Genomic DNA, 21,917 nt, shown 5'->3' with positions numbered 1-21,917 from the left:
GTACGGCTCAGAGCTGGGCCGGCTGGCGCGGGGTCAGGCCGTGGCTGCCCGCGATGCCGTTCCAGAGGGCGGACGCCTCCCGCTTGGCGGCCGTCGCCTCACCGCTGGCCCGGTTGCCCTGGGCGAACTCGCCCGTGCTGCGGGCCTTGCCGCCCTTGCAGCCCTTCTTCTCCTTGACCTCCCCGGCCCAGGCCGCGTAGTGGTCGTCGGCGGAGGCGGACGCCTGCCACGCCTCGGTCAGCGCGGCGCTCAGCTCCGCGTGCCGGGGCAGCTGGTCGACGGACAGGCCCTTCAGCCGGGTCACCAGGTCCCGGCGCTGCCCGGCGGCGGCGCGCAGGTCGGTCGCGGCCTGGTCGAGGTTCTGGCACTTCTTGATGTTCTCGACGGAACGGATCACCGAGTCGCGGCTGTTGTTGCTGTCCGCGAGCAGCTTGTCGAGCGCCTCCGCCTGGATCTTCGCCGGGTTGGCGCCCTCCGTCGAGGCACCGGTGCCGGGCGTCGGTGAACTGGCGGCGGCGACACCGGCCTTGTCCGCCGGGGCCTTCTTGTCGTCCTCGCCGCCGCTCAGCAGGGCGCCCGCGCCCAGCCCGAGGACGGTGCAGCCGACCACGACGGCGGCGATCAGCGGCAGCTTCGAGGAACGGCGCCGCGGGGGCTCCTGGTACGGATCCTGGTACTGCGGGGCACCCGTCTGCGCCTGGGGCGCACGCGGTCCCTGGGGCCCCTGCGGCTGGACGACCGGGGGGAGGTGCTGGGTGGCGGGGGCCTCGTCGCGGAACAGGCTGTCGAACTCGGCGGGCGGCTGCCGGTCGCCGGGCGCCCCGGGCCGTATCCCGTAGGGCGCGCCGGTCGGCTGGGGCGGTACGGGCGGTATGTACTGCGTGGCGTCCGCGTCCTGGCCACCGGGGCGGGTGCCGAGGAACTGGGTGGACTCGGCCGGGCTCTCCGGGGGCACGGGCCGCGCGGGCGGCAGCGGCCCGGCGCCGTGGCCCGCGCCGGCACCGGCACCGGCCACCGGCGGGAGGTACTGGGTGGCGTCCGCGTCGGAGCCGCCAGGCGCGGCCTCGGGCGGCAGCGGCTGGGCACCGGTCCCGTACGCCGGGCCCTGCCCGTACGGCGACGCCTGCTGCTGCTGGTACGGGTCGTAGGCCCCGTGCTGGTTCTGCTGAGGCTGGTGCGGCTGCTGCGGCGAAAGGGGCTGCTGGTGCCCGCCGGGCGGGCCCCAGGGGCCGCCCCACGGCGCGCCCCCGGCGGGCGGCGCGCCGGGTGTCCCCCAGGCGTCGCCGCCGTCGGCGGGCAGCACGACACCCTCGTGCGCGGGCCGCGCCGCCGGGAGGTGCGGCTCTTGACCCTGTCCGCTCTGCGTCACCGGGACTCCTACGTCTCAACCTGTAAACCTACGGAAGCGTCGGCTCACGCTACCGGGTGACGCGGAGCCCGCGCACACGTGTGTGGCGGCAGTAACAAGAACCCCTCCGGCGACGCTGATGAGACGGCGGCTATGCCGCCTGGAGCTCCAGCCGGGCGCCGAACTCCCGTACCGCGGGCTCGTCCGCGTACGGCTCCAGGCGCTGCTGGAGATCGTCCAGGTACTCGGCGCCCCTCGACGACCGCAGGGTGCCGAGCAGTTCGGCCGCCCGCGTCCCGGTGTGGCACGCGGCCTCCACCTCGCGCTGCTGGAGCTGCGCCGTGGCCAGCAGCACCAGCCCGATCGCGCGCCGCCGCGCCCGGGTGGCGGGCAGCCCCTCCAGCGCCTCGCCGGCCGCGCGCGCCGCCTCCTCGGGACGGCCCAGGTCCCGGTAGCAGTGGGCCAGTTCGTCGGCGAGGTACGCCCGGTCGAAGTGGGCGATCCACTGCGGGTCGTCGCCCGCCTCCGGGTCGGCGCGGTCCATCGCGGCCACCGCCCGGGCCACCACCTCCTGGCAGGTGCGCAGATCGCCGAGCAGGGCGTGCCCGCGCGCCTCGGCCGCCAGGAACATCGCCTCCGCCCGCGGCGGCACGTGCCCGCGCGCCCCTTCCTGTGCCGCCCGCGCCAACTGGGCGATCTCGCGCGGGTTTCCGAGCTGGGCCGCCAGGTGGCTCATGGACGCGGCCAGGACGTACCCGCCGTAGCCGCGGTCCCCGGCCGCCTGCGCGAGCCGCAGCGCCTGGATGTAGTAGCGCTGCGCCAGCCCGGGCTGCCCGGTGTCCACGGCCATGTACCCGGCCAGTTCGGTGAGCCGGGCCACGGCGGCGAACAGCTGCCGGCCCACGGTGTCCCGGTACGAGCCGGACAGCAGCCCGGACACCACGCTGTTCAGGTAGTGCACCACCACGGGCCGCACGTGCCCGCTGCCGAAGCGGTGGTCGAGGTCGGTCAGCGCGGCGGTCATCGCCCGTACCGCCTCGACGTCCGCCATGCCCACCCGTGACCCGGCCTGCCGGGCCACCTGCGGGTCGGCGGCGGTGATCAGCCAGTCCCGGCTGGGCTCCACCAGCGCGGAGGCGGCGACCGTGGTGCCCGACAGGAAGTCCCGCCGGCCGACGTCGCTGCGCCACAGCTCGCAGACCTGCTCGATGGCGCCGAGCACGGTCGGCGAGAACGCCAGCCCCACCCCGGAGGCCAGGTTCTTGCCGTTGGCCATGCCGATCTCGTCGATGGTGACCGTGCGCCCCAGCTTGCGGCCGAGGGCCTCGGCGATGATCCCGGGGGCCCGCCCGCGCGGCTGCTGCCCGCGCAGCCAGCGGGCCACCGATGTCTTGTCGTACCGCAGGTCGAGCCCCCGCTCCTGCCCCACCATGTTGACGCGGCGGGCGAGCCCGGCGTTGGAGCACCCTGCTTCCTGGATGAGAGCCTGCAGCCGTTCGTTCGGCTGACGGGCGACGAGCGGCCTCGCTGCCATGACTACCCCCTGTTGCCGCGGTGATCAGTCCCGCTGATCACTGCCCGGCCGATATACGGAGAATGCAGAACTTGACCTGCGAATACCGAGAAAAGCACTGAAGCACCCATACGTGCACGCACAGTTACGGAGCTGACGGAAACCCTGATCCACGCCATGTGCCGACGACGTCCGAAACATCGTGTGATGGCGGGAGACCGCCATATTGCCACCTCCCCCGACAGTGGCTACCCGCCCACCGCTCCCGTCCCTCACGCGCGCCCCCGCCCATGCATCCATGCGCCCCGGATGCCGAATCGATGCTCCTCGGCCTCCCTTCCCGCGCCCCGTAACCCCGGATGGGGCCGGTAGTTGAGCTGTCCGTGGAAGAGACCATCGGAGTCACGGAAGCCGCACAGATCCCCAAGCAGCGAGGCGAGCAGCTGCTGGACAGCGCCGTGCGGTACGCGGAAGAGCGGCACTGGGACGTGTTCCCCGGCACCTGGCTGGAGGCGGTCGACGGCACGGAGCGGTGCTCGTGCGAGGACACCGCGTGCCCCGCGCCGGGGGCGCACCCGGCGCGGCCCGACTGGGCGAACCAGGCGACGGGCAGCGCCGTGGCGGCGCGCCGGATGTGGGGCAAGCACCCGCGGGCGTCGATCCTGCTGCCGACGGGCCGCACCTTCGACGCGCTGGTCGTCCCCGAGGCCGCGGGCTTCCTCGCGCTGGCGCGGATGGAGCGGATGGACCTGACCCTCGGGCCGGTGACCTGCACGCCCGACCGCCGGATGATGTTCTTCGTCCTGCCGGGCGCCGCCCCCAAGGTGCCCGACCTGGTGCGGAAGCTGGGCTGGTCGGCCCCCGCGATCGACCTGGTGGCGCGCGGCGAGGGGAGTTGGGTCGCGGCCCCGCCGACCCGGGTCGGCGGGCACGGGGCGGTGCAGTGGGCGCGCCGCCCCACCCCGGCCAACCGCTGGCTGCCGGACGTGGAGGAGCTGATCTGCCCGCTGGCGTACGCGTGCGCCCGCGAGGCCGCCGATGCCAGGTCCCGGCAGGGTTGAGCCGCCCTCACTGCCGGTTCCCGTCCCCTGCGTGCCCCCCGGGGCGTCCGTAGGCTGGTTCCCGTACGAACACGGGGACGACGGAAGGCAGTGACCGATGCCGGACCAGGTGAAGGAGGGCTCCGCGCCCGCCGTGCGGGTCGAGGGGTTGTGGAAGCGGTTCGGCGAGCAGGTCGCCGTCGCCGGGGTCGATCTGGTGCTCCCAGCGGGCAGGTTCATCGGGCTGGTGGGCCCGAACGGGGCGGGCAAGACGACGACGCTGTCGATGGTGACGGGGCTGCTCCGGCCCGACCAGGGGCGGGTCGAGGTGGCGGGGCACGACGTGTGGGGCGATCCGGCCGCGGTCAAGGCCAGGATCGGGGTCCTGCCGGAGGGGCTGCGGCTGTTCGAGCGGCTCTCCGGCGGTGAACTGCTCGCCTACACGGGGCGGCTGCGGGGGCTGCCCGGTGACGAGGTCGACAAGCGGGCGGCGCAGCTGCTCGACGTGCTGGACCTGGCGGGCGCGCGGAACAAACTGGTCGTCGACTACTCGACCGGTATGCGCAAGAAGATCGGTCTCGCGGCGGCCCTCCTCCACAATCCCGAAGTGCTTTTCCTGGACGAGCCGTTCGAGGGCGTCGACCCGGTGTCGGCGCAGACCATCCGGGGCGTCCTGGAGCGGTACACCGCGTCGGGCGCCACGGTCGTCTTCTCCAGCCATGTGATGGAGCTGGTGGAGTCGCTGTGCGACTGGGTGGCGGTGATGGCGGCCGGCCACATCAGGGCGCAGGGCACGCTGGCGGAGGTCCGGGGCGAAGCCCCGTCGCTCCAGGCCGCGTTCCTGGAGCTGGTGGGCGCGCGGGGCCGGGACGCGGGCGAGTCGCTCGACTGGCTGGGCGGTGCGCGGTGACGCTCACGGGGATCTTCGTCCGGCTGAAGCTGTCGCTGCTGCGCAACGGGCTGCGGCAGTCGGCGGGCCGTACGGCGGCGTATGTGACGTCCGCGGTACTGGCGCTGCTGTTCGCGGCGGGCCAGCTGCTGGGGCTGGTGCTGCTGCGGGGCAACGAGCACGCCGCCACCGTGACGGTGCTGCTGACGGCGCTGCTGGCGCTGGGGTGGGCGGTGATGCCGCTGTTCTTCCCGAGCGGCGACGAGACCCTGGACCCCACGCGGCTGGTGATGCTGCCGCTGCGCCCGGGGCCGCTGGTGCGGGCGCTGCTGGTGTCGTCGCTGGTGGGCATCGGGCCGCTGTTCACCGTGTGCCTGGCGGTCGGGGCGGCGGTCGCGCTGGCGCGCGGCGCGGCCGCCGTGTTGGTCGCCGTGGTGGCCGTACCGCTGGTGCTGCTGGTGTGCGTGGCGCTGGCGCGGGCGGTGGCGGCGGGGAACATCCGGCTGCTGACGTCGCGCAAGGGCCGGGACCTGGCGGTGCTGAGCGGTCTGGTGATCGCGGTGGGCATCCAGTTCGTCAACTTCGGTGCCCAGCGGCTCGGCCGGGCCGGTGGCCTGTCGGCGCTGGACCCGGCGGCGGAGGTGGTGCGGTGGATCCCGCCCGCCTCGGCGGTCGCCGCGGTCGGCTCGGCGGGCGAGGGGGCGTACGGGGAGGCCGCGGCGGGGCTGCTGCTGACGGCGCTGGCCCTGGCGGCGCTGCTCTACGCCTGGCGGCGCAGCCTGGTGAAGCTGATGACCGCGCCGGACGGTTCGACGCTGGCGGCGGCCTCGCGCCCGTCGCGGCGGGAGTCCGCGTCGTCCGCCGAGACCGGGCGGCTCTGGCCCGGGGGGCGTACGGGCACGGCGATGCGGCGCAGCCTGCGGTATGTGGCGCGGGACCCCAAGACCAAGGCGGCATGGGTCACCTCGCTGGTGATCGGCCTGATCGTGCCGCTGTTCAACGCCCTCCAGGGCACCGGTTCGCTGTACTTCGCGTGCTTCGCGGCCGGGATGCTCGGCATCCAGATGTACAACCAGTTCGGCCAGGACACCTCGGCCTTCTGGATGGTGGCCATGACGATCTCCTCCACGAGGGACGCCTACGAGGAGCTGCGGGCGCGGGCGTTCGCCCTGCTCCTGGTGACCCTGCCGTACACCCTGCTGGTCACCGGCCTGACGGCGGCGGTGCTGGGCGACTGGCGTTCGCTGCCGCAGGCGCTGGGGCTGTCCTTCGCGGTGCTGGGCGCGATGCTGGGCACGGGCGCGCTGGCGTCGGCCCGCTTCCCGTACTCCATCCCGCAGGACAGCGGCTACAAGAACGTGGCGCCCGGCCAGGCGGGGCTGGCGTGGATCTCCATCGTGGGCGGCATGCTCACCGCGGCGGTGCTGTGCGCGCCGCTGATCGTCCTGGCGATCGTGCTGGACCCCGGCACCTCGACCGGGCTGCTCCTCCTCGCGCTCGGCGCCGGCTGGGGCGCGCTGCTGGCCTGGGCGGGGCTGCGGCTCGCCGCGCCGAGCACGGCGAACCGGCTGCCCGAGATCCTGGCGGCGGTCAGCAGGGGTTGACCGGTACGGCGTCGAGGAAGGGCGCCACGGCCTGGCGCCAGCCCTCCGGCTGGTCGTAGTGGACGAGGTGCCCGGCGTCCGGGACCTCCGCGTACTGCCCGTGCGGGAGGACCCGGACCATCTCCTGGGCCTCCGCCCGGCCCAGCTCGCCGTCGAGGCCGCGGACGACGAGGGTGGGGCAGCGGACCTGCGCCAGCGAGTCCCAGTGGGCGTCGTGCACCCAGGTCTCGCGGGAGGTCAGCATCTGGCGGCGGGAGAACAGCGGGCGCCAGCCGTCCGGCCCCTCGGCCATCACCTCGGCGTAGAACGCGCCGCGCGCCGGGTTGGGCCGCTCCACCCACGGGTCGTCCTCGCCGAACCACTTCCGTACGTCGGCGAGGGTGGCGAACGGCAGCGGCCAGGAGCGGAACCAGTCCTCCCACTCCCGCTGGGAGGCGGCGCCCAGCGCGGAGGCCCGCATGTCGCAGATGACCAGGGCCCGGACGAGGTCGGGGCGCTCGGCGGCGAGCTGCCAGGCGGTCAGGGCGCCCATGGAGTGGCCGACGAGGGTGACGGGCGCGAGGCCCAGCTGCTCGACCGCGGCGGCGGCGTCCGCGACGTACGCCTCCCGGGTGAAGGGGCCGTCCGCGGGCTTGGCGCTGTGCCCGTGCCCCCGCTGGTCCAGCGCGACCGCCCGGTGCCGCTCGGAGAGCCAGCGCGCGGTGGAGGCCCAGTGCGAGGCGCGGCCCATCAGCCCGTGCAGCAGGAGCACCCCCGGCGCCGGATCGGCCTCGTGCCCCTTGGGCGGGTCGGCGAACTCCCAGGCGGCCAGGCGTAAACCGTCGGCCCCGGTCAGGTCGATGCGTCGCACCATGTGTCCTGGCACCCCCTTCTGTCCGTGCGCGGCCAGACTATCGAACCCGCATTCGAAAATACGGCTCTCGCGCGCAACACCGCTCGTTCGAGTGACCCGGCTCGGGGATTGACGGCCGCCGCCGAGGGGAGATCTTCATCAGGAGGCGGGCCGCTCGGGGAAAACGGTCCGAGGGGGATGACCCTGAGAGCTCGGGGCTCCGGGTCAGCACAGGGGAGGTCGGGCCCCGGCGTCGTGAGGCGTCGGGGCTCTTTCCCTGTCCGAGGCGCACGGGCTGTTCCCTCCCGGGGTCATATGCCTGCCCCCCAGACTGGCACGGGCACGCCGCGGGGCGCTGCCTTTCCGGCCACATCCGGGTGCCCTTACAGGGCGGTACGCCCCACCCACCGTCCCGCAGTCGGCGACGCGCCGGGGTGGGGCCGTGCCCTACCACCCACTGGACCGCAGTCGGCCGACGGCCGGGGTGGGGCCGTGCAGGGTCGCCCCCGCAGCGGATCGGCGGCGAGTGACGGTCACCCTTTCCGACTGGGTGCCCCGCCGACCGCGAGGAGGTGAGCCCGGAGGGGCCCCGCCCCCCACCCACCCGCAGGGTCCGAGGGCACCGCCCTAGGGGGCACCCTTCGCAGGGGGCGCCGCCCCGGTGGGCACCCGTTGTGCCCACCCGTCCCGCCCTGCGGGACGTTTGCCCACAACGGGGATGCGCCGCCCGCAACGGGGGACCCCCATCGCCCTGCGGGACGACTGCCCGCAACGGGGGACGCGCCGCACCGGGCGCGGCGCCCGGGGTCGGCGGGCGTCAGCGCTTGGCTACGAAGACGTGGGACGCGACCTCCGCGCCCAGTTCCGCCGCCTCACCGCTGCTGCCCACCAGCACCCCGCCCGCCGACTCCGTCACGCTGACCACCGAGCCGGGCTGGACGCCCGCGCGGCGCAGGGTGTACATGAGCTGGGCGTCCGTCTGGATGGGCTCACCGATCCGGCGCACCACGACCGTCTTGCCCTCGGGGCCCGCGTCCAGCTCGGCCAGCGAGACCATGCCCTCGTCGAGGAACGCCTCCGCCTCCGCCTTCTCGCCCAGCTCCTCCAGGCCCGGGATCGGGTTGCCGTACGGCGACTCGGTGGGGTGCCGCAGCAGCTCCAGCACCCGGCGCTCCACCGCCTCGCTCATCACGTGCTCCCAGCGGCACGCCTCGGCGTGGACCTGCTCCCACTCCAGGCCGATCACGTCGACCAGCAGGCACTCGGCGAGCCGGTGCTTGCGCATCACGCGGGTGGCCAGGCGGCGGCCCTCGTCGGTCAGCTCCAGGTGCCGGTCGCCCGCGACGGTCACCAGACCGTCCCGCTCCATCCGGGCGACCGTCTGGCTCACCGTCGGGCCGCTCTGGTCGAGCCGCTCGGCGATGCGGGCGCGCATGGGCACCACACCTTCCTCTTCCAGCTCGAGGATGGTGCGGAGATACATCTCCGTGGTGTCGATCAGTCCGGACATACGTGCCCCTCGAAAATTATCGTGCGCTGGCCCTGACTCAATTCTTGCGCATCGCGCCGACAACCGTCCCTCCCCGGGGCCGAGCCGGTATTGACAGAGCATTGGTCCAGACCGCAACGTGATCCGCGACACGTGAGGAAGGGGCCCCACCATGGCTGACGCGACGCCCGGCAGCGGCGGCGAGAGCACGCTGTCCGGCCGGTTCTTCGACGCGGCGATCGGGCTGCTGCGGCGGGTGCGGGACGAGGAGGCGGAGAGCGTGGCGGCGGCGGGCGCGGCCGTGGCCGACACGGTCGCGGCGGGCGGCCGGCTGTTCGCCTTCGGCGCGGGCCACTCCTCGCTGGCCGCCCAGGACGTGGTGTACCGGGCGGGGGGCCTCGCGCTGGTGAACCTGCTCGCCGTGCCGGGCGTCGTCGGGGTCGACGTGATGCCGGCGACGCTCGGCTCCGCCCTGGAGCGGGTGGACGGCCTCGCCGGGGCGGTGCTGGACTCCTCGCCGGCCCGCGCGGGGGACGTACTGATCATCGTGTCGCTGTCCGGGCGCAACGCGCTGCCCGTCGAGATGGCGATGAACGCCCGCGCGCTGGGGCTGAAGGTCATCGGGGTGACGTCCGTGGCGTACGCGGAGGAGACGAAGTCCCGCCACGCGTCGGGCACCTTCCTCCGGGACCACTGCGACGTCGTCCTCGACTCGAAGATCGCCGTGGGTGACGCGGAGCTGACCCACGAGGGCGTCGAGGCCCCGTTCGCCCCGGCGTCCACGGTCGTCACCAGCGCCCTGATGCAGGCGATGATGGCCGCCGCCACCGAGGCCCTGGTGGCGCGGGGCGTCGAGCCGCCGCTGCTGCGCTCGGGCAACGTCGACGGCGGCCACGAGTGGAACGGCCGGGTGATGGACGCGTACGCGGACCGGATCTTCTTCCGCCATTAGGTGCCCTGGGAGCCGGTCCCCCGTCCGAAGGCCACCCGGACGGTCAGCCCGCCGCCCGGCGGCGGGTTCGCCGTGGCGGTGGCCGAGGCGCCGTGCGCGCGGGCGACCGAGGCCACGATCGACAGGCCGAGCCCCGCGCCCTCGCCCGGGGCGTGCCGCCGCTCCGCCAGCCGCCGGAAGGGCTCGAACAGCAGCGGTACCGTCTCCGCCGGGACGACCGGCCCGGTGTTGGACACCTCGACGCCCTCCGGCCCGGTGCGCACCTCCACCCGGCCGCCCCGCACGTTGTGCCGGACCGCGTTGGCCACCAGGTTGTGCACCAGCCGGTCCAGCAGGACCGCGTCGCCGGAGACCGTCAGCGGCGCGGCCCGCACGGTCACGGTGACGTCCCGGGTGCCGGCCTCGGCCGCCAGGGCGTCCACCGCCGAGCGGGCCACCTCGTGCAGGGCCACCGGCTCCCGGGTGCGCAGGCCCTGGTCGGAGGCGGCCAGCAGCAGCAGGCCCTCGATGATCCGCTCGCTCTCGTCGGCGACGCCGATCAGCTTGGCCCGCATCCGGGCCACCCGCTCCGCGTCCGGCCGCCCGGCGAGGCCGATCTCGGCAGCCGCCCGCTGCACCGCCAGCGGGGTGCGCAGCTCGTGCGCCGCGTTGGCCGCGAACCGCTGCTGCGCCCCGACGAGCTGCTCCATCCGGTCGAGCATCCCGTCGAAGGTGTCGGCGAGGCGCTTCAGCTCGCCGGGCGGGCCGGCCAGGGCGAGCCGTTCGTGCAGGTTCTCGCCGGACAGCCGCCGGGCCTTGTCGGTGATCACCGCGACGGGCCGCAGCACCCGGCCGGCCATCCACCACGCCAGGGCCACCGAGACCACCGCGTACAGGACGAGGACCAGCAGCGAGACGGTGAGCAGCCGGCTCAGCGCGGCCTGCTCGGCGGCGTCGCTGAGCTGCCGGGTGACGGCGTAGCCGCGGGTGGCCGCCCCGGAGGGGAGGGGCAGCGGGCTGGCGGGTACGGCCGAGCGGGTGGGCAGCGGGCCGGAGGGCCGGAGGCCGGAGGGGTCGAGCGAGGACGCCGGGACGGCCGTCGTGACCGCCGTGGTGATGGAGGTGGCGAGCCCGTCGCGGACGAGCAGGTAGACGACGCCGGTCAGCAGGGCGCCCGCGCCGACGAGCAGGACGCCGTACAGGGCGGTGAGCCGGGCGCGCTCGCCGCTCACGAGACGATCCGCCAGCCGGCGCCGGGCGCGTTCGCCGCGCACGAGGCGATCCGGCAACCGGCGCCGGGTACCGTCTCCGCTCACGGGACGATCCGGCAGCCGGCGCCGGGCACGGTCTCCGCTCACGAGACGATCCGGTAGCCGGCGCCGGGTACGGTCTCGACCACGGGGGGCTCGCCGAGCTTGGCGCGGAGCTTGCTCAGGGCGACCCGCACGGCGCTGGTGCGGTAGCTGGTGTGCTCCTCCCACACCTGCTCGATCAGGTCCTCGCCGCTGACCACGGCGCCGTCCGCGCGCAGCAGTGCCTCCAGGACGGCGAACTCCTTGCGGGACAGGTGCAGGTGCCGGCCGTCCCGGGCGGCCTGGCGGCGGGCCGTGTCCAGGACGATGCCGGCCCGCTCCAGGACGGGCGGCAGGGCGGGCCGCGCCCGGCGCCCGAGCGCCAGCACGCGCGCGAGGAGCTCGTCGTACGCGAAGGGCTTGGTCAGGTAGTCGTCGGCGCCGAGGCCGAGGCCGGCCACCCGGTCCCGTACCGTGCCGGACGCCGTGAGCATCAGGATGCGGGTCAGCAGCCCCTGCCCCACGACCCGGCGGCAGACCTCGTCGCCGTGCAGGCCGGGCAGGTCCCGGTCGAGGACCATCACGTCGTACGCCCCGAAGCGCAGCTTCCGCAGCGCCTCCGGGCCGTCGGACGCCACGTCCACGGCGAGCGCGTCCCGGCGCAGGCCCTCCGCGATCATCTCCGCGAGGAAGTCCTCGTCCTCCACCACCAGTACGCGCATGCGTCCTGTGTAACCCACGGGAACCTTTCGGCGGTGTTAACGGATCCCTTGGCAGCGCCGAAACGTCCCTCCCGGGCACCCTCCACTGCCATGAGAATCCGACACTGCACAGCGCTCGCCGCCCTCGCCCTGCTCGCCGCCGCCTGCTCGGGCACGGACAGCGGGAAGCAGACCGAGGACGTCAGCGGTGAGGGGAAGAAGGCCGACCAGGCCCTGGAGTACCGCACCTGTCTGCGCGAGAACGGGCTGGACGTGCCCGAACCGAAGCCGGGCCAGGACGAGCGGGGCATCACCGTCGGCGGCGACCTCACCAAGGAGCAGATGGAGAAGGCGTTCAAGGCGTGCCGCGGGAAGGGCGGCGCGGCGGGCTCGGGCGAGATCACCCAGGCCGACAAGGACAAGGCGCTGAAGTACGCGCGCTGCATGCGGGAGAACGGCGTCGACATGCCCGACCCGAAGTTCGACGGGTCGATGGCGCAGGCCCTGCCGATGCCGACGGCGGGCCCGGAGAAGGAGAAGTTCGACAAGGCCATGAAGGTCTGCGGGGGCGAGACCCGGTGACCCGGCGCCGACTCGTGGTGGCCGTCGCGGTGATCGTGCTGGCGGCGGGGGGCGGCACGGCCGCCGTCACCGCCTTCGGCGCGCCGGAGCGGGACTCCGCCCCGGACCGGCCGGCGGCGGCGAGCGCCACCGTCCAGCGCGGCGACCTGCGGGACAGCAGCCGGCAGACCGGCACGCTCGGCTACGCCAAGGAGCGCCGGATCAACGCCGGCGCCCAGGGCACCGTCACCTGGATCGCGGGCGCCGGCGCGTCGGTCGGGCGGGACGGGCGGCTGTACGAGCTGGACGGCCGGCCGGTGCGGCTGATGTACGGCACCGGGCCGATGTACCGGACGCTGAAGCCGGGCGACGAGGGCCGGGACGTGCGGCAGCTGGAGGAGAACCTGCGGGACCTGGGGTTCGGCGCCGGGCTCTCCGTCGACGAGGAGTACACGGAGGCCACCGCCGGGGCGGTGAAGCGCTGGCAGGAGTCGCACGGCCTGAAGGAGACCGGCCGCGCCGGACCGGACCAGATCGCCTTCGCGTCCGGCCCGGTGCGGGTGAAGGAGGCGACCGCGACGGCCGGTGACGTGGCCGGTCCGGGCAGGCCCGTGCTGACGGTGACGGGCGCCGAGCGGGTCGTACGGTTCACGCTGCCCGTCGCGGACGGGTCGCTGGCGCGGACCGGCACCCGGGTCACGGTGGACCTGCCGGACGGCACCAGCGCGCCGGGCCGGGTGTCGGGCGTGGGGAAGACGGCCAAGGAGGGCGACGATCCGCAGGACAAGTCCCCGAAGATCGACATCACGGTGTCGTTCGACGACCCGGGGAAGGTCAGGGCGTTCGACCAGTCGCCGGTCACGGTGAACCTCACCGGCGAGACGCGCGAGGGCGTGCTGTCCGTGCCGGTGAACGCGCTGCTGGCGCTGCCGGGCGGCGGGTTCGGCGTCGAGGTGGTCGAGGGCGGCCGCAGCCGGGACGTGAAGGTGGAGCTGGGCCTGTTCGCCGACGGCCGGGTGGAGGTCAGCGGCGGGGGGCTGCGCGAGGGCATGAAGGTCGGGGTGCCGTCGCTGTGACCACGAACGCACGAAATACGGTGACGAAGAGCAGTGACGGTTCGGGTACGGACGCCGCCCGCACGGTCGTCCGCCTCGACGGTGTCACCAAGCGGTACGCGGGCGGCGTCACCGCGCTCGACGGCGTCGGCCTCCGGGTCGGCGCGGGCGAACTGCTCGGCATCGTCGGCCCGTCCGGGTCCGGCAAGTCGACGCTACTGCATGTCGTCGGCACGCTCGACCGGCCGACGGCGGGCCGGGTGGAGATCGCCGGGCACGACGTGGCCGCGCTCTCCGACCGGCGGCTCTCCGCGCTGCGCGCCCGGCACATCGGCTTCGTCTTCCAGGCGTTCCACCTGGTGCCGGGGGTCAGCGCGCGGGACAACGTCGCGGAGGGGCTGCTGTACTCGGGCCTGCCCCGGGCGCGGCGCCGGGAGCTGGCCGCCGAGGCACTGGCCCGGGTGGGGCTCGCCGACCGGATGCGGCACCGGCCGCACGAGCTGTCCGGCGGGCAGAGGCAGCGGGTGGCCATCGCCCGCGCGGTCGTGGGCCGCCCGGACCTGCTGCTGGCCGACGAGCCGACCGGGGCGCTGGACTCGGCGTCCGGGGAGGCGGTGATGGAGCTGCTGCACACCCTGAACGCGGAGGGCGCCACCATCGCCGTCATCACGCACGACACGGAGATCGCGGCCCGGCTGCCGCGCCAGGTGCGGTTGCGGGACGGACGGATCGTCAGCGACGAGCGGGCGGTGGCGGCCTGATGTCCCGTACGAGACTGAGGGCGGCCCGCCTCGGGCCCCGGGACGTGCTGCACGTCGGGGCGGCCGGGCTGCGCAGCCGTCCGGTGCGGATCGTGCTGTCCGCGCTGGGCATCGCGATCGGCATCGCCACCATGATCGCGGTGGTGGGCATCTCCGCCTCCAGCAAGGAGCAGTTGATGCGGCAGCTCGACGCGCTCGGCACCAACCTGCTGGTGGCGACGCCCGGGGAGTCCATGTTCGCCGGGCAGGACGTCAAGCTGCCGAAGGAGGCGCCCGGCATGGTCGGCCGCATCGACGGCGTACGGCAGGTCGGCGCGACCGGCGACCTGGCGGAGTCGGTGCGGCGCTCGGAGAAGATCCCGGAGGAGGAGACGAGCGGCATCGCGGTGAAGGCCGCCACCGAGGACCTGCTGAAGGTGCTGCGCGGCGGTGTGGGCCGCGGGACGTGGCTGAACGGCGCCAGCGGCCGCTATCCGTCGGTGGTGCTGGGGCATGTCGCCGCCGGGCGGCTGGGGGTGACGGAGCCGGGGCGCCAGGTGTGGATCGGCGACCGGTACTTCACGGTCGTCGGCATCCTGGACCCGCTGCCGCTGGCCCCGGAGGTGGAGCGGTCCGCCCTGGTGGGGTGGGCGGCGGCGCAGCGGCTGCTGGGCTTCGACGGCCACCCCACATCGGTGTACGAGCGGTCGGCGGACGCGTCGGTACGGGAGGTGCGCGCGCTGCTGGCGGCCACGGTCGACCCGCGCAACCCGCAGAACGTGCGGGTGACCGACCCGTCGTCGGCGCTGCGGGCCAGGGCGGCGACGGAGGGCGCCTTCTCGACGCTGCTGCTCGGGCTGGGCGGGATCGCGCTGCTGGTGGGCGGGGTCGGCGTCGCCAACACCATGATCATCTCGGTGCTGGAGCGGCGCCATGAGATCGGGCTGCGCCGCTCGCTGGGTGCGACCCGGGGGCAGATCCGGATCCAGTTCGTCACCGAGTCGCTGATGCTGTCGGGGCTGGGCGGTCTGGTGGGTGTGGCGCTCGGCGCGGCGGCCACCGGAGCGTACGCCGTGTCCGGCGGCCTGCCGTGGGTGGTGCCGCCCTGGGCGGTGGGCGGCGGCTTCGGCGCGACGCTCCTGATCGGCACGGTGGCGGGGCTGTACCCCGCGGTGCGGGCCTCCCGGCTGTCGCCGACGCTGGCGCTGCACGCGGCGTGACCGCCCCGCCCGGGTGACGCCCCGCCCGGGTGGCCGCCCCGCCTGGGCGGCCGGCCCGCCTGGGTGAACGCCCGGGTGGCCACCCCGCCGTCGGTCCCGCCCCGCGGTCGGCCCCGCCCCGCGGTCAGTCCCGGTCCGCCCGGGCCAGGTCCACCGCCGCGGCCACCCGGACCGCGACGCTCTCCGCGTACACCGCGTCCGGCCGCTCGAAGGCCGGGCGTGAGCCCGACCGGAGGAACGTCACCACCCCGAGCGTCCGGCCCCGGCTGCGGAGCACCGCGCACAGCGCGTGCGCCGCGTCCCGGGGCCACTGGCGCTCGGCGGCCCACGCCTCCGACGCGGCGCTCGCCCGGACCGACCCCGCCCGCTCCACCGCCTGCCGGGCCGGGTGCCCCGCCGCGTACCGCACGGGGAATCCGCCACCGGCCGACCGGGCGACCGGGCCGGGCGCGCCGGCCGGGGAGGCGGCGGCCCGGACGAGGTGGTCGCCCTCGGCGAGGTCCACCAGCGCGTGGTCGGCGAACCCGGCGAGCGCGAAGTCCAGGTAGGTGACGGCCGCCTCCATGGGGTCCTCGCACTCGGCCGCCGCGGCGCCCGCGCGGTGCAGCTGGCTGGTGCGGAACCGCATCCGGTCGGCCTCCTGCTCCGCCAGCCGGGCGTCCGTGACGTCCTGGAACAGCCAGCCCACGCCCAGCGGCACGGGCTCCTCCGCGAGCGGTGACGCCAGCCGCAGGAAGCCGCTGCGCCAGCAGCGCCGCCGCTCCCCCTCCGGCGTCCGCACCGTCACCCACAGCTCGACCACGGCCCTCGGGGCGCCCTCCGCCAGGACGTGCTGGAGGGCGCCCTCCAGCTCCTCGACGCCCTGCACCACGATCTCGCCGAGCGGGCGGCCCAGCAGCGACCGGCGCCCGGCGCCCATGGCCCGCGCGGCATGGGAGTTGACGACGGTGGGGCGCAGGTCCACGTCGACCAGGACGACGCCCCAGGAGGCGTCGTCGAACAGCGCCTCGCTCAGCGCGATGGACCGCTCCAGGTCGATCTGCGCGTGCACCTCGCTGAAGGCGCAGTACACCCCGGCCGGCCTGCCGTCGGTGCCCCGCACCCCCGCGGACTGGGTCCGCACCAGCACCCGCCCGCCGTCCTTGCGCAGCAGCGCGAACTCGTGGACCTGGCGGCCGGGCGCGTCCATCACCGACATCAGCCGCCCGTGCACGTCCCCGGCGTCCGCGCTGCGCACCGCCCATCCGGTGAACCCGCTGCGCCCGACGGCCTCCTCCGCGCTCCAGCCGAGGATCCGCTCGGCCTCCTTGTTCCAGTGCGTGACCACCCCGTCGGCGTCGAACGCGCACAACGCGGCATCCATCCCGTCGAGCAGCGCGGCGAGCAGATCCGCCCCGACGCTCAGAGCCTTCGCGGTCTCGCTCCCGGACGCACTCATCCCGGCACCCCCTGCAAGGACGTGTACTACGTGCCCGTGCACGTCACCGTCATTCAACTGGAACGTGACGCAGGGCACACCCGGTTCCCGGAAATCACCGGTCGAAAAACCGGTTGTGGGGCGCGCGGCCGGTTCCTAGGGTGTGGAGCACACGAAGAAAGGAGGTGATCCGGAAGTGGTTTCTTTTCGGATGCGTGAGGTGACCGCGGGCTAGGGCCTGCCGTCGCACCCTGTGCAACGCCGGCAGGTCACCTGCCGAAATCTCCAGCAGTCACCGACCCGCGGGCTCGCCGGTACATCCGGCCGGCCTCTCCTCCCGGAGAGCCCGAGCCCGCGGGTTTCTGCGTGCCGGGACGCTCCCCCGGCGACGGCCGTCGCGCCCGTGTCAGGGCGCCAGCCGCTCCACCCGCCAGGCCGCGCCCTCGCGGACGTACCGCAGCCGGTCGTGGAGGCGGTTCTCGTGGCCCTGCCAGAACTCGACCGTGCCGGGCGTGACCCGGAAGCCGCCCCAGTGCGGCGGGACCGGCACCTGCGTGCCCTCCGGGTAGCGGGCGGCCAGTTCGTCGTAGCGGGCCAGCAGCTCGGTGCGGGAGGCGATCACCGAGGACTGCTCACTGGCCCAGGCGCCCAGCCGCGAGCCGTGCGGGCGGGTACGGAAGTAGGCGGCCGTCTCGTCCCGGCCGACCCGCTCCGCGGTGCCCGTGACCAGGACCTGGCGGGCGACCGGGTGCCAGGGGAAGAGCAGCGCGACGTACGGGTTGCTGTCCAGCTCGACGCCCTTGCGGGAGCCGTGGTTGGTGTAGAAGACGAACCCTCGCTCGTCGACGTGCTTGAGCAGCACGGTCCGTGAGGAGGGGCGGCCGTCCGGGGTGGCCGTGGACAGGACCATCGCGTTGGGCTCGGCGATCGCGGGGCGGGCGGCGGCCTCCTTGAACCAGCGCGCGAACTGCTCCATCGGCTCGGCCGCGAGGTCCGCCTCCCGCAGTTCGGCGGTGCGGTACTGCTCACGCATGTCGGCGGGATCGAGAGCTGCTGGATCAAGAGCGTCTGTCACAGCACCATCCTGCCGTAGAGGCGCAGTCTGCCCGGCACCGCGTGCCGCCAACCCTCCGGGACCGGTTCGGCGCAGTGTGCCGGATGTCACGCTTCCCCGCATCGGAGGAACCCGACAGACTCATGCGCTGGGTCACTGTTCCCTCCCGACGACGGGTGCCGGACGACCACCGGCCGTACGGGGCACCACCACTGGAAGACTCACCTCACGAGGAGCCGCCTGATGTCCGACTTCGTACCCGGACTCGAAGGAGTCGTCGCGTTCGAGACGGAGATCGCCGAACCGGACAAGGAGGGCGGCGCGCTCCGCTACCGGGGCGTCGACATCGAGGACCTGGTGGGCCACGTCTCCTTCGGGAACGTGTGGGGCCTGCTGGTCGACGGGGCGTTCAACCCCGGTCTCCCGCCCGCCGAGCCGTTCCCGATCCCGGTGCACTCCGGCGACATCCGGGTCGACGTGCAGTCCGCGCTCGCCATGCTCGCGCCCGTGTGGGGCCTGAAGCCGCTGCTCGACATCGACGAGGAGCAGGCCCGGGACGACCTCGCGCGGGCGGCCGTGATGGCGCTGTCGTACGTCGCCCAGTCGGCTCGCGGGCAGGGCCTGCCGATGGTCCCGCAGAGCGAGATCGACAAGGCGGAGTCCGTGGTCGAGCGGTTCATGATCCGCTGGCGCGGCGAACCGGACCCCCGGCACGTCAAGGCCGTCGACGCCTACTGGACGTCGGCCGCCGAGCACGGCATGAACGCCTCCACCTTCACCGCCCGGGTGATCGCCTCCACCGGCGCCGACGTGGCCGCCGCCCTGTCGGGTGCCGTGGGCGCCATGTCGGGCCCGCTGCACGGCGGGGCGCCCAGCCGCGTCCTCGGCATGATCGAGGAGATCGAGCGGACCGGTGACGCCACCGCGTACGTCAAGCGGGCCCTCGACAAGGGCGAGCGCCTGATGGGCTTCGGCCACCGCGTCTACCGCGCCGAGGACCCGCGCGCCCGCGTCCTGCGCCGTACCGCCAAGGAGCTGGGCGCGCCGCGCTTCGAGGTGGCGGAGGCGCTGGAGAAGGCCGCGCTGGAGGAGCTGCACGCCCGGCGGCCGGACCGCGTCCTGGCGACGAACGTGGAGTTCTGGGCGGCGATCATGCTGGACTTCGCGGAGGTCCCGGCGCACATGTTCACGTCCATGTTCACCTGCGCCCGTACGGCCGGCTGGTCGGCGCACATCCTGGAGCAGAAGCGCACCGGCCGCCTGGTCCGCCCCTCGGCCCGCTACGTCGGCCCGGGCGCCCGCAGCCCACGCGAGATCGCGGGCTACGAAGACGGGATGTGATCCAGGGCGGCCTCCAGCAGCGCCGTCCACTGGGCGACCACCCGCTCGCGGCGGGCGGAGTCGTCGGTGAGGAGGTTCGCGAGGCCCAGGCCCCGTGCCATGTCCAGGAGGCCCTGGACGGTCTCGCGGACCCCCGGCCGGGACTCGTCCGCGCCCAGCAGGGCGACCGCCATGCGGTGCGTCTCGCGGCCGACGCGGGCCTCCAGCTCCGTCACCCTCGGCCGCAGCTGCTCCTCGTCGGACGCGGCGACCCACAGGTGCAGGGCCGCCCGGAACAGCGGGCCGGTGTAGAGCCCGACCAGGGCGGCCACCACGGTGGCGCGGTCCTGGCCGGGCAGGGCGCGCAGCGCCTGGGAGCGCTCCTCGGCGACGTACTCGACGGCCGCCGTGAACAGGTCCTCCCGGGTCGGGAAGTGGTGCTGTGCCGCGCCCCGGGAGACTCCGGCCCGCTCGGCGACGACGGTCACGGTCGAGCCCGCCCAGCCGCGTTCGGCGAGGCAGGCCACCGCCGCCTCCAGGAGCCGCTGCCGGGTGGCCCGGCTGCGGTCCTGCTTCGGCTCCTTGGCGGCCGTGGTCACACCACCCATACGGGGTCCCGTCGTTCGAGGAAGGCGGTCATGCCCTCGCGGGCCTCCGCCGAGGCGAAGAGCGAGGCCGAGCGCTGGACGAGGTCCTCCGCGTCGCGCTCGAAGGTCTCCAGCACCCTAGCCGTGACCAGCCTCTTGGTCTCCGCCAGCCCCTGGGGCGACGCCTTGCGCAGGCCGTCGAGGACGGGGGCGAGGGCCTCGTCCACGTCGTCGCCGACCATGGTGACCAGGCCGACGCGGGCCGCCTCGGCGGCGTCGAACCGCTCGCCGGTGAGGAAGTAGCGGGCGGCGGCCCGGGGGTCGAGGCGCGGCAGCAGGGACAGCGAGATCACCGCGGGGGCGACCCCGATCCGCACCTCGGTCAGGGCGAAGTCGGAGCCGGTGCGGGCGGCCACGATGTCGCAGGCGCCGAGGAGGCCGAGCCCGCCGGCCCGGACGTGGCCGTCCACCCGGGCCACCACCGGCTTGGGCAGCTCCACGATGGCGCGCAGCAGCGCCACGAAGGTGTACGGGCTGGGCGGCGCCTTCAGGTCGGCGCCGGCGCTGAAGGTGGACCCGGTGTGGGTGAGCACCACGGCCCGTACCGCCGGGTCCTTGCCGCAGTCGTCCAGCGCCCCGGCCAGCTCGCCGACGAGCCGCGCCGACAGGGCGTTGCGGCTCGCCGGTGAGTCCAGGGTCAGGGTGGTGATGCCCCGCTCGTGCGCGGTGGTGACGAGGCTCGTCATGCGCGTTCCCGCTCCCTCAGTTCGCGCCGGAGTATCTTCCCCGACGCCGCCCGGGGCACGCCGTCGGTGAACTCGACGCGCCGGATCTTCTTGTACGGGGCGACCTTCCCTGCGACGAAGGCGATGATGTCCCCCTCGGTGAGGTCGGTGGCGTGCGGCTGCCGCACGACGTACGCCTTGGGGATCTCGTTGCCGTCCTCGTCGGGCACTCCGATCACCGCCGCGTCGGCGATTCCCTCGTGGGTGAGGAGCAGGGCCTCCAGTTCGGCGGGGGCGACTTGGAAGCCCTTGTACTTGATGAGTTCCTTGACGCGGTCCACGACGAACAGCCAGCCGTCGGCGTCGACGCGCCCGACGTCGCCGGTGTGCACCCAGCCGTCGGCGTCGATCATCGCGGCGGTGGCGTCGGGGCGGCCGAGGTAGCCCTTCATGACCTGCGGGCCCCGGATGGCGATCTCGCCCTCCTCGCCGGGGGCGGCGTCCCGCTCCGGGTCGTCCAGGGAGAGGATCCGCATCTCGGTGTTGGGCAGCAGCCTGCCGACGGTGCCGGGCGGCGGGCCGGCGGCGTCCAGCGGGACGACGTGGGTGCCGGGCGACAGCTCCGTCATGCCGTACGCCTGCCGGACGGGGGGCAGTCCGAGCCGGGCGGAGCAGGCTTCGGCGAGGCCGGCGTCGAGCGGGGCGGCGGCGCTGACGACGTACTCCAGGGAGGACAGGTCGTGGCGTTCGACCGCCGGGTGCTTGGCGAGGGCGAGGACGATCGGCGGGGCGACGTAGAGGGCGTTGACGCGGTGCTTCTCGATGGCCCCGAGGAACTGGTCGAGGTCGAAGCGGGGCAGGACGACGACGGTGGCGCCCATCCGCAGCGGGGCGTTCATCAGGGCGGTGAGCCCGTAGATGTGGAAAAAGGGCAGCACCGCCAGAATGCGGTCACCGGGGCCCATGGGGATGAACGGTTCCAGCTGCGCCAGGTTGGTGGCGATGGACCGGTGGGTGAGCATCACGCCCTTGGGGACGCCGGTGGTGCCCGACGAGTAGGGCAGGGCGGCGACGTCCTCGCCGGGGTCGATGGCGACGGCCGGTTCGGGCGCGTCGCCGCCGAGCATGTCGAGGACGGAGCGGTGCCCCTCGGCCTCGTCGCAGACGAAGATCTCGGTCACCCCGCCCGCCAGTTGTGCGGCGCGGCGGGCGGTGGCGAGCAGCGGGGAGACGGTGACGATCCAGCGGGCGGCTGAGTCGCGCAGCTGTGTGGCGAACTCCTCCGGGGTGGCCAGCGGGTGGACGGTGGTGACGGCCGCGCCGGCGCGGGTCGCGCCGTAGAAGACCACCGGGTAGGCGACGGTGTTGGGGCTGTGCAGGGCGAGGACGTCGCCCTTGCGCAGCCCCGCCGCGGCGAGCGCGGCGGCGACCCGCCGGTGGTAGGTGTCGAGGCGGCCGTAGCTGAGGGTCAGTTCGCCCGTGCCGTCGACGAGGGCGGGCAGGTCGGGGTGGGCGGCGGCCGAACGGGCCAGGACCGCTTCGTGGATGGGGAGGGAGACGGGCGGAACGTCCGCGTACGCGCTGTGGAACACCATGCGA

The 21,917-nt window shown here is 74.6% G+C and carries 20 protein-coding genes; 9 read left to right on the top strand and 11 right to left on the bottom strand.

Annotated features, from left to right (window positions below; all coding sequences use genetic code 11):
• Window positions 1-7: 7 nt before the first annotated feature.
• Window positions 8-1,369, bottom strand: a complete 1,362-nt coding sequence (locus ACF08D_RS24390) for a hypothetical protein (RefSeq protein WP_392225168.1) — start codon at window positions 1,367-1,369, stop codon at window positions 8-10.
• Between the two features lie 130 nt (window positions 1,370-1,499).
• Window positions 1,500-2,882, bottom strand: a complete 1,383-nt coding sequence (locus tag ACF08D_RS24385; protein ID WP_392225166.1) for a transcriptional regulator — start codon at window positions 2,880-2,882, stop codon at window positions 1,500-1,502.
• 338 nt (window positions 2,883-3,220) lie between these two features.
• Here ACF08D_RS24385 and ACF08D_RS24380 point away from each other — a divergent pair, with 338 nt between their 5' ends.
• From ACF08D_RS24380 to ACF08D_RS24370, 3 genes are all read left to right on the top strand, one after another.
• Complete coding sequence (locus tag ACF08D_RS24380) at window positions 3,221-3,922, top strand: bifunctional DNA primase/polymerase (RefSeq protein WP_392225164.1); 702 nt, start codon at window positions 3,221-3,223, stop codon at window positions 3,920-3,922.
• A 97-nt stretch (window positions 3,923-4,019) separates the two neighbouring features.
• A complete protein-coding gene (locus ACF08D_RS24375) occupies window positions 4,020-4,811 on the top strand; it encodes an ABC transporter ATP-binding protein (RefSeq protein WP_392225162.1) in 792 nt (263 codons plus the stop codon).
• Entirely contained in the window at window positions 4,790-6,394 is a 1,605-nt protein-coding gene (locus ACF08D_RS24370) for a transporter (RefSeq protein ID WP_392225603.1), read from the top strand. Before ACF08D_RS24375 ends, ACF08D_RS24370 begins: the two co-directional genes overlap by 22 nt.
• Here ACF08D_RS24370 and ACF08D_RS24365 read toward each other — a convergent pair.
• Together ACF08D_RS24365 and ACF08D_RS24360 are read right to left on the bottom strand one after the other, a co-directional pair.
• The gene (locus ACF08D_RS24365) at window positions 6,381-7,247 is read right to left on the bottom strand and encodes an alpha/beta fold hydrolase (RefSeq protein ID WP_392225160.1); all 867 of its coding nucleotides are present in this window, start codon (window positions 7,245-7,247) and stop codon (window positions 6,381-6,383) included. The two genes, ACF08D_RS24370 and ACF08D_RS24365, sit on opposite strands and share 14 nt — an antisense overlap.
• Window positions 7,248-8,043: 796 nt before the next feature.
• The gene (locus ACF08D_RS24360; protein WP_392225158.1) at window positions 8,044-8,736 is read right to left on the bottom strand and encodes a metal-dependent transcriptional regulator; all 693 of its coding nucleotides are present in this window, start codon (window positions 8,734-8,736) and stop codon (window positions 8,044-8,046) included.
• A gap of 151 nt (window positions 8,737-8,887) precedes the next feature.
• Here ACF08D_RS24360 and ACF08D_RS24355 point away from each other — a divergent pair, with 151 nt between their 5' ends.
• Window positions 8,888-9,667 carry an SIS domain-containing protein gene (locus ACF08D_RS24355; RefSeq protein ID WP_392225156.1) on the top strand — a complete coding sequence of 260 codons (780 nt, stop codon included), beginning with the start codon at window positions 8,888-8,890 and terminating at the stop codon, window positions 9,665-9,667.
• Here ACF08D_RS24355 and ACF08D_RS24350 read toward each other — a convergent pair.
• Window positions 9,664-10,878 carry an ATP-binding protein gene (locus tag ACF08D_RS24350; RefSeq protein WP_392225154.1) on the bottom strand — a complete coding sequence of 405 codons (1,215 nt, stop codon included), beginning with the start codon at window positions 10,876-10,878 and terminating at the stop codon, window positions 9,664-9,666. The genes ACF08D_RS24355 and ACF08D_RS24350 overlap by 4 nt on opposite strands.
• A gap of 122 nt (window positions 10,879-11,000) precedes the next feature.
• Window positions 11,001-11,660 (bottom strand): response regulator transcription factor, encoded by a 660-nt coding sequence (locus tag ACF08D_RS24345; protein WP_392225152.1) that lies wholly within the window; start codon window positions 11,658-11,660, stop codon window positions 11,001-11,003.
• A 90-nt stretch (window positions 11,661-11,750) separates the two neighbouring features.
• Between ACF08D_RS24345 and ACF08D_RS24340 the strand changes: the two genes are divergently transcribed.
• Genes ACF08D_RS24340 through ACF08D_RS24325 form a run of 4 tightly spaced genes read left to right on the top strand, consistent with a single transcriptional unit; the run spans window position 11,751 to window position 15,215 of the window.
• Window positions 11,751-12,221 (top strand): hypothetical protein, encoded by a 471-nt coding sequence (locus ACF08D_RS24340; RefSeq protein ID WP_392225150.1) that lies wholly within the window; start codon window positions 11,751-11,753, stop codon window positions 12,219-12,221.
• On the top strand, window positions 12,218-13,276 hold the full coding sequence (locus tag ACF08D_RS24335; protein WP_392225148.1) for a peptidoglycan-binding protein: 1,059 nt from the start codon (window positions 12,218-12,220) through the stop codon (window positions 13,274-13,276). The genes ACF08D_RS24340 and ACF08D_RS24335 overlap by 4 nt, the downstream gene beginning before the upstream one ends.
• Window positions 13,277-13,296: 20 nt before the next feature.
• Entirely contained in the window at window positions 13,297-14,016 is a 720-nt protein-coding gene (locus ACF08D_RS24330; RefSeq protein ID WP_392225146.1) for an ABC transporter ATP-binding protein, read from the top strand.
• Window positions 14,016-15,215, top strand: coding sequence for an ABC transporter permease (locus ACF08D_RS24325; protein ID WP_392225144.1), 1,200 nt, complete (start codon window positions 14,016-14,018; stop codon window positions 15,213-15,215). The genes ACF08D_RS24330 and ACF08D_RS24325 overlap by 1 nt, the downstream gene beginning before the upstream one ends.
• Window positions 15,216-15,339: 124 nt before the next feature.
• Here ACF08D_RS24325 and ACF08D_RS24320 read toward each other — a convergent pair whose 3' ends face one another.
• Together ACF08D_RS24320 and pdxH are read right to left on the bottom strand one after the other, a co-directional pair.
• Window positions 15,340-16,653, bottom strand: coding sequence for a PAS domain-containing protein (locus ACF08D_RS24320; protein WP_392225142.1), 1,314 nt, complete (start codon window positions 16,651-16,653; stop codon window positions 15,340-15,342).
• A 385-nt stretch (window positions 16,654-17,038) separates the two neighbouring features.
• Entirely contained in the window at window positions 17,039-17,707 is a 669-nt protein-coding gene (gene pdxH / locus ACF08D_RS24315) for a pyridoxamine 5'-phosphate oxidase (RefSeq protein WP_392225140.1), read from the bottom strand.
• 222 nt (window positions 17,708-17,929) lie between these two features.
• Between pdxH and ACF08D_RS24310 the strand changes: the two genes are divergently transcribed.
• Entirely contained in the window at window positions 17,930-19,027 is a 1,098-nt protein-coding gene (locus ACF08D_RS24310) for a citrate synthase 2 (protein WP_392225138.1), read from the top strand.
• Here the strand turns inward: ACF08D_RS24310 and ACF08D_RS24305 are convergent.
• From ACF08D_RS24305 to ACF08D_RS24295, 3 genes are read right to left on the bottom strand one after another with little or no spacing between them, the layout of a single operon-like run.
• A complete protein-coding gene (locus tag ACF08D_RS24305) occupies window positions 19,009-19,614 on the bottom strand; it encodes a TetR/AcrR family transcriptional regulator (protein WP_392225136.1) in 606 nt (201 codons plus the stop codon). The two genes, ACF08D_RS24310 and ACF08D_RS24305, sit on opposite strands and share 19 nt — an antisense overlap.
• A complete protein-coding gene (locus tag ACF08D_RS24300) occupies window positions 19,602-20,339 on the bottom strand; it encodes an enoyl-CoA hydratase family protein (RefSeq protein ID WP_392225134.1) in 738 nt (245 codons plus the stop codon). Before ACF08D_RS24300 ends, ACF08D_RS24305 begins: the two co-directional genes overlap by 13 nt.
• On the bottom strand, window positions 20,336-21,913 hold the full coding sequence (locus ACF08D_RS24295) for a 4-coumarate--CoA ligase family protein (protein WP_392225132.1): 1,578 nt from the start codon (window positions 21,911-21,913) through the stop codon (window positions 20,336-20,338). The genes ACF08D_RS24300 and ACF08D_RS24295 overlap by 4 nt, the downstream gene beginning before the upstream one ends.
• Window positions 21,914-21,917: the final 4 nt, after the last annotated feature.

Origin of the sequence: Streptomyces sp. NPDC015131 (genome assembly GCF_043079975.1) — a bacterium.
In the GTDB taxonomy this organism is placed as follows: domain Bacteria; phylum Actinomycetota; class Actinomycetes; order Streptomycetales; family Streptomycetaceae; genus Streptomyces.
This window is presented reverse-complemented; position numbering and strand designations above follow the sequence as displayed.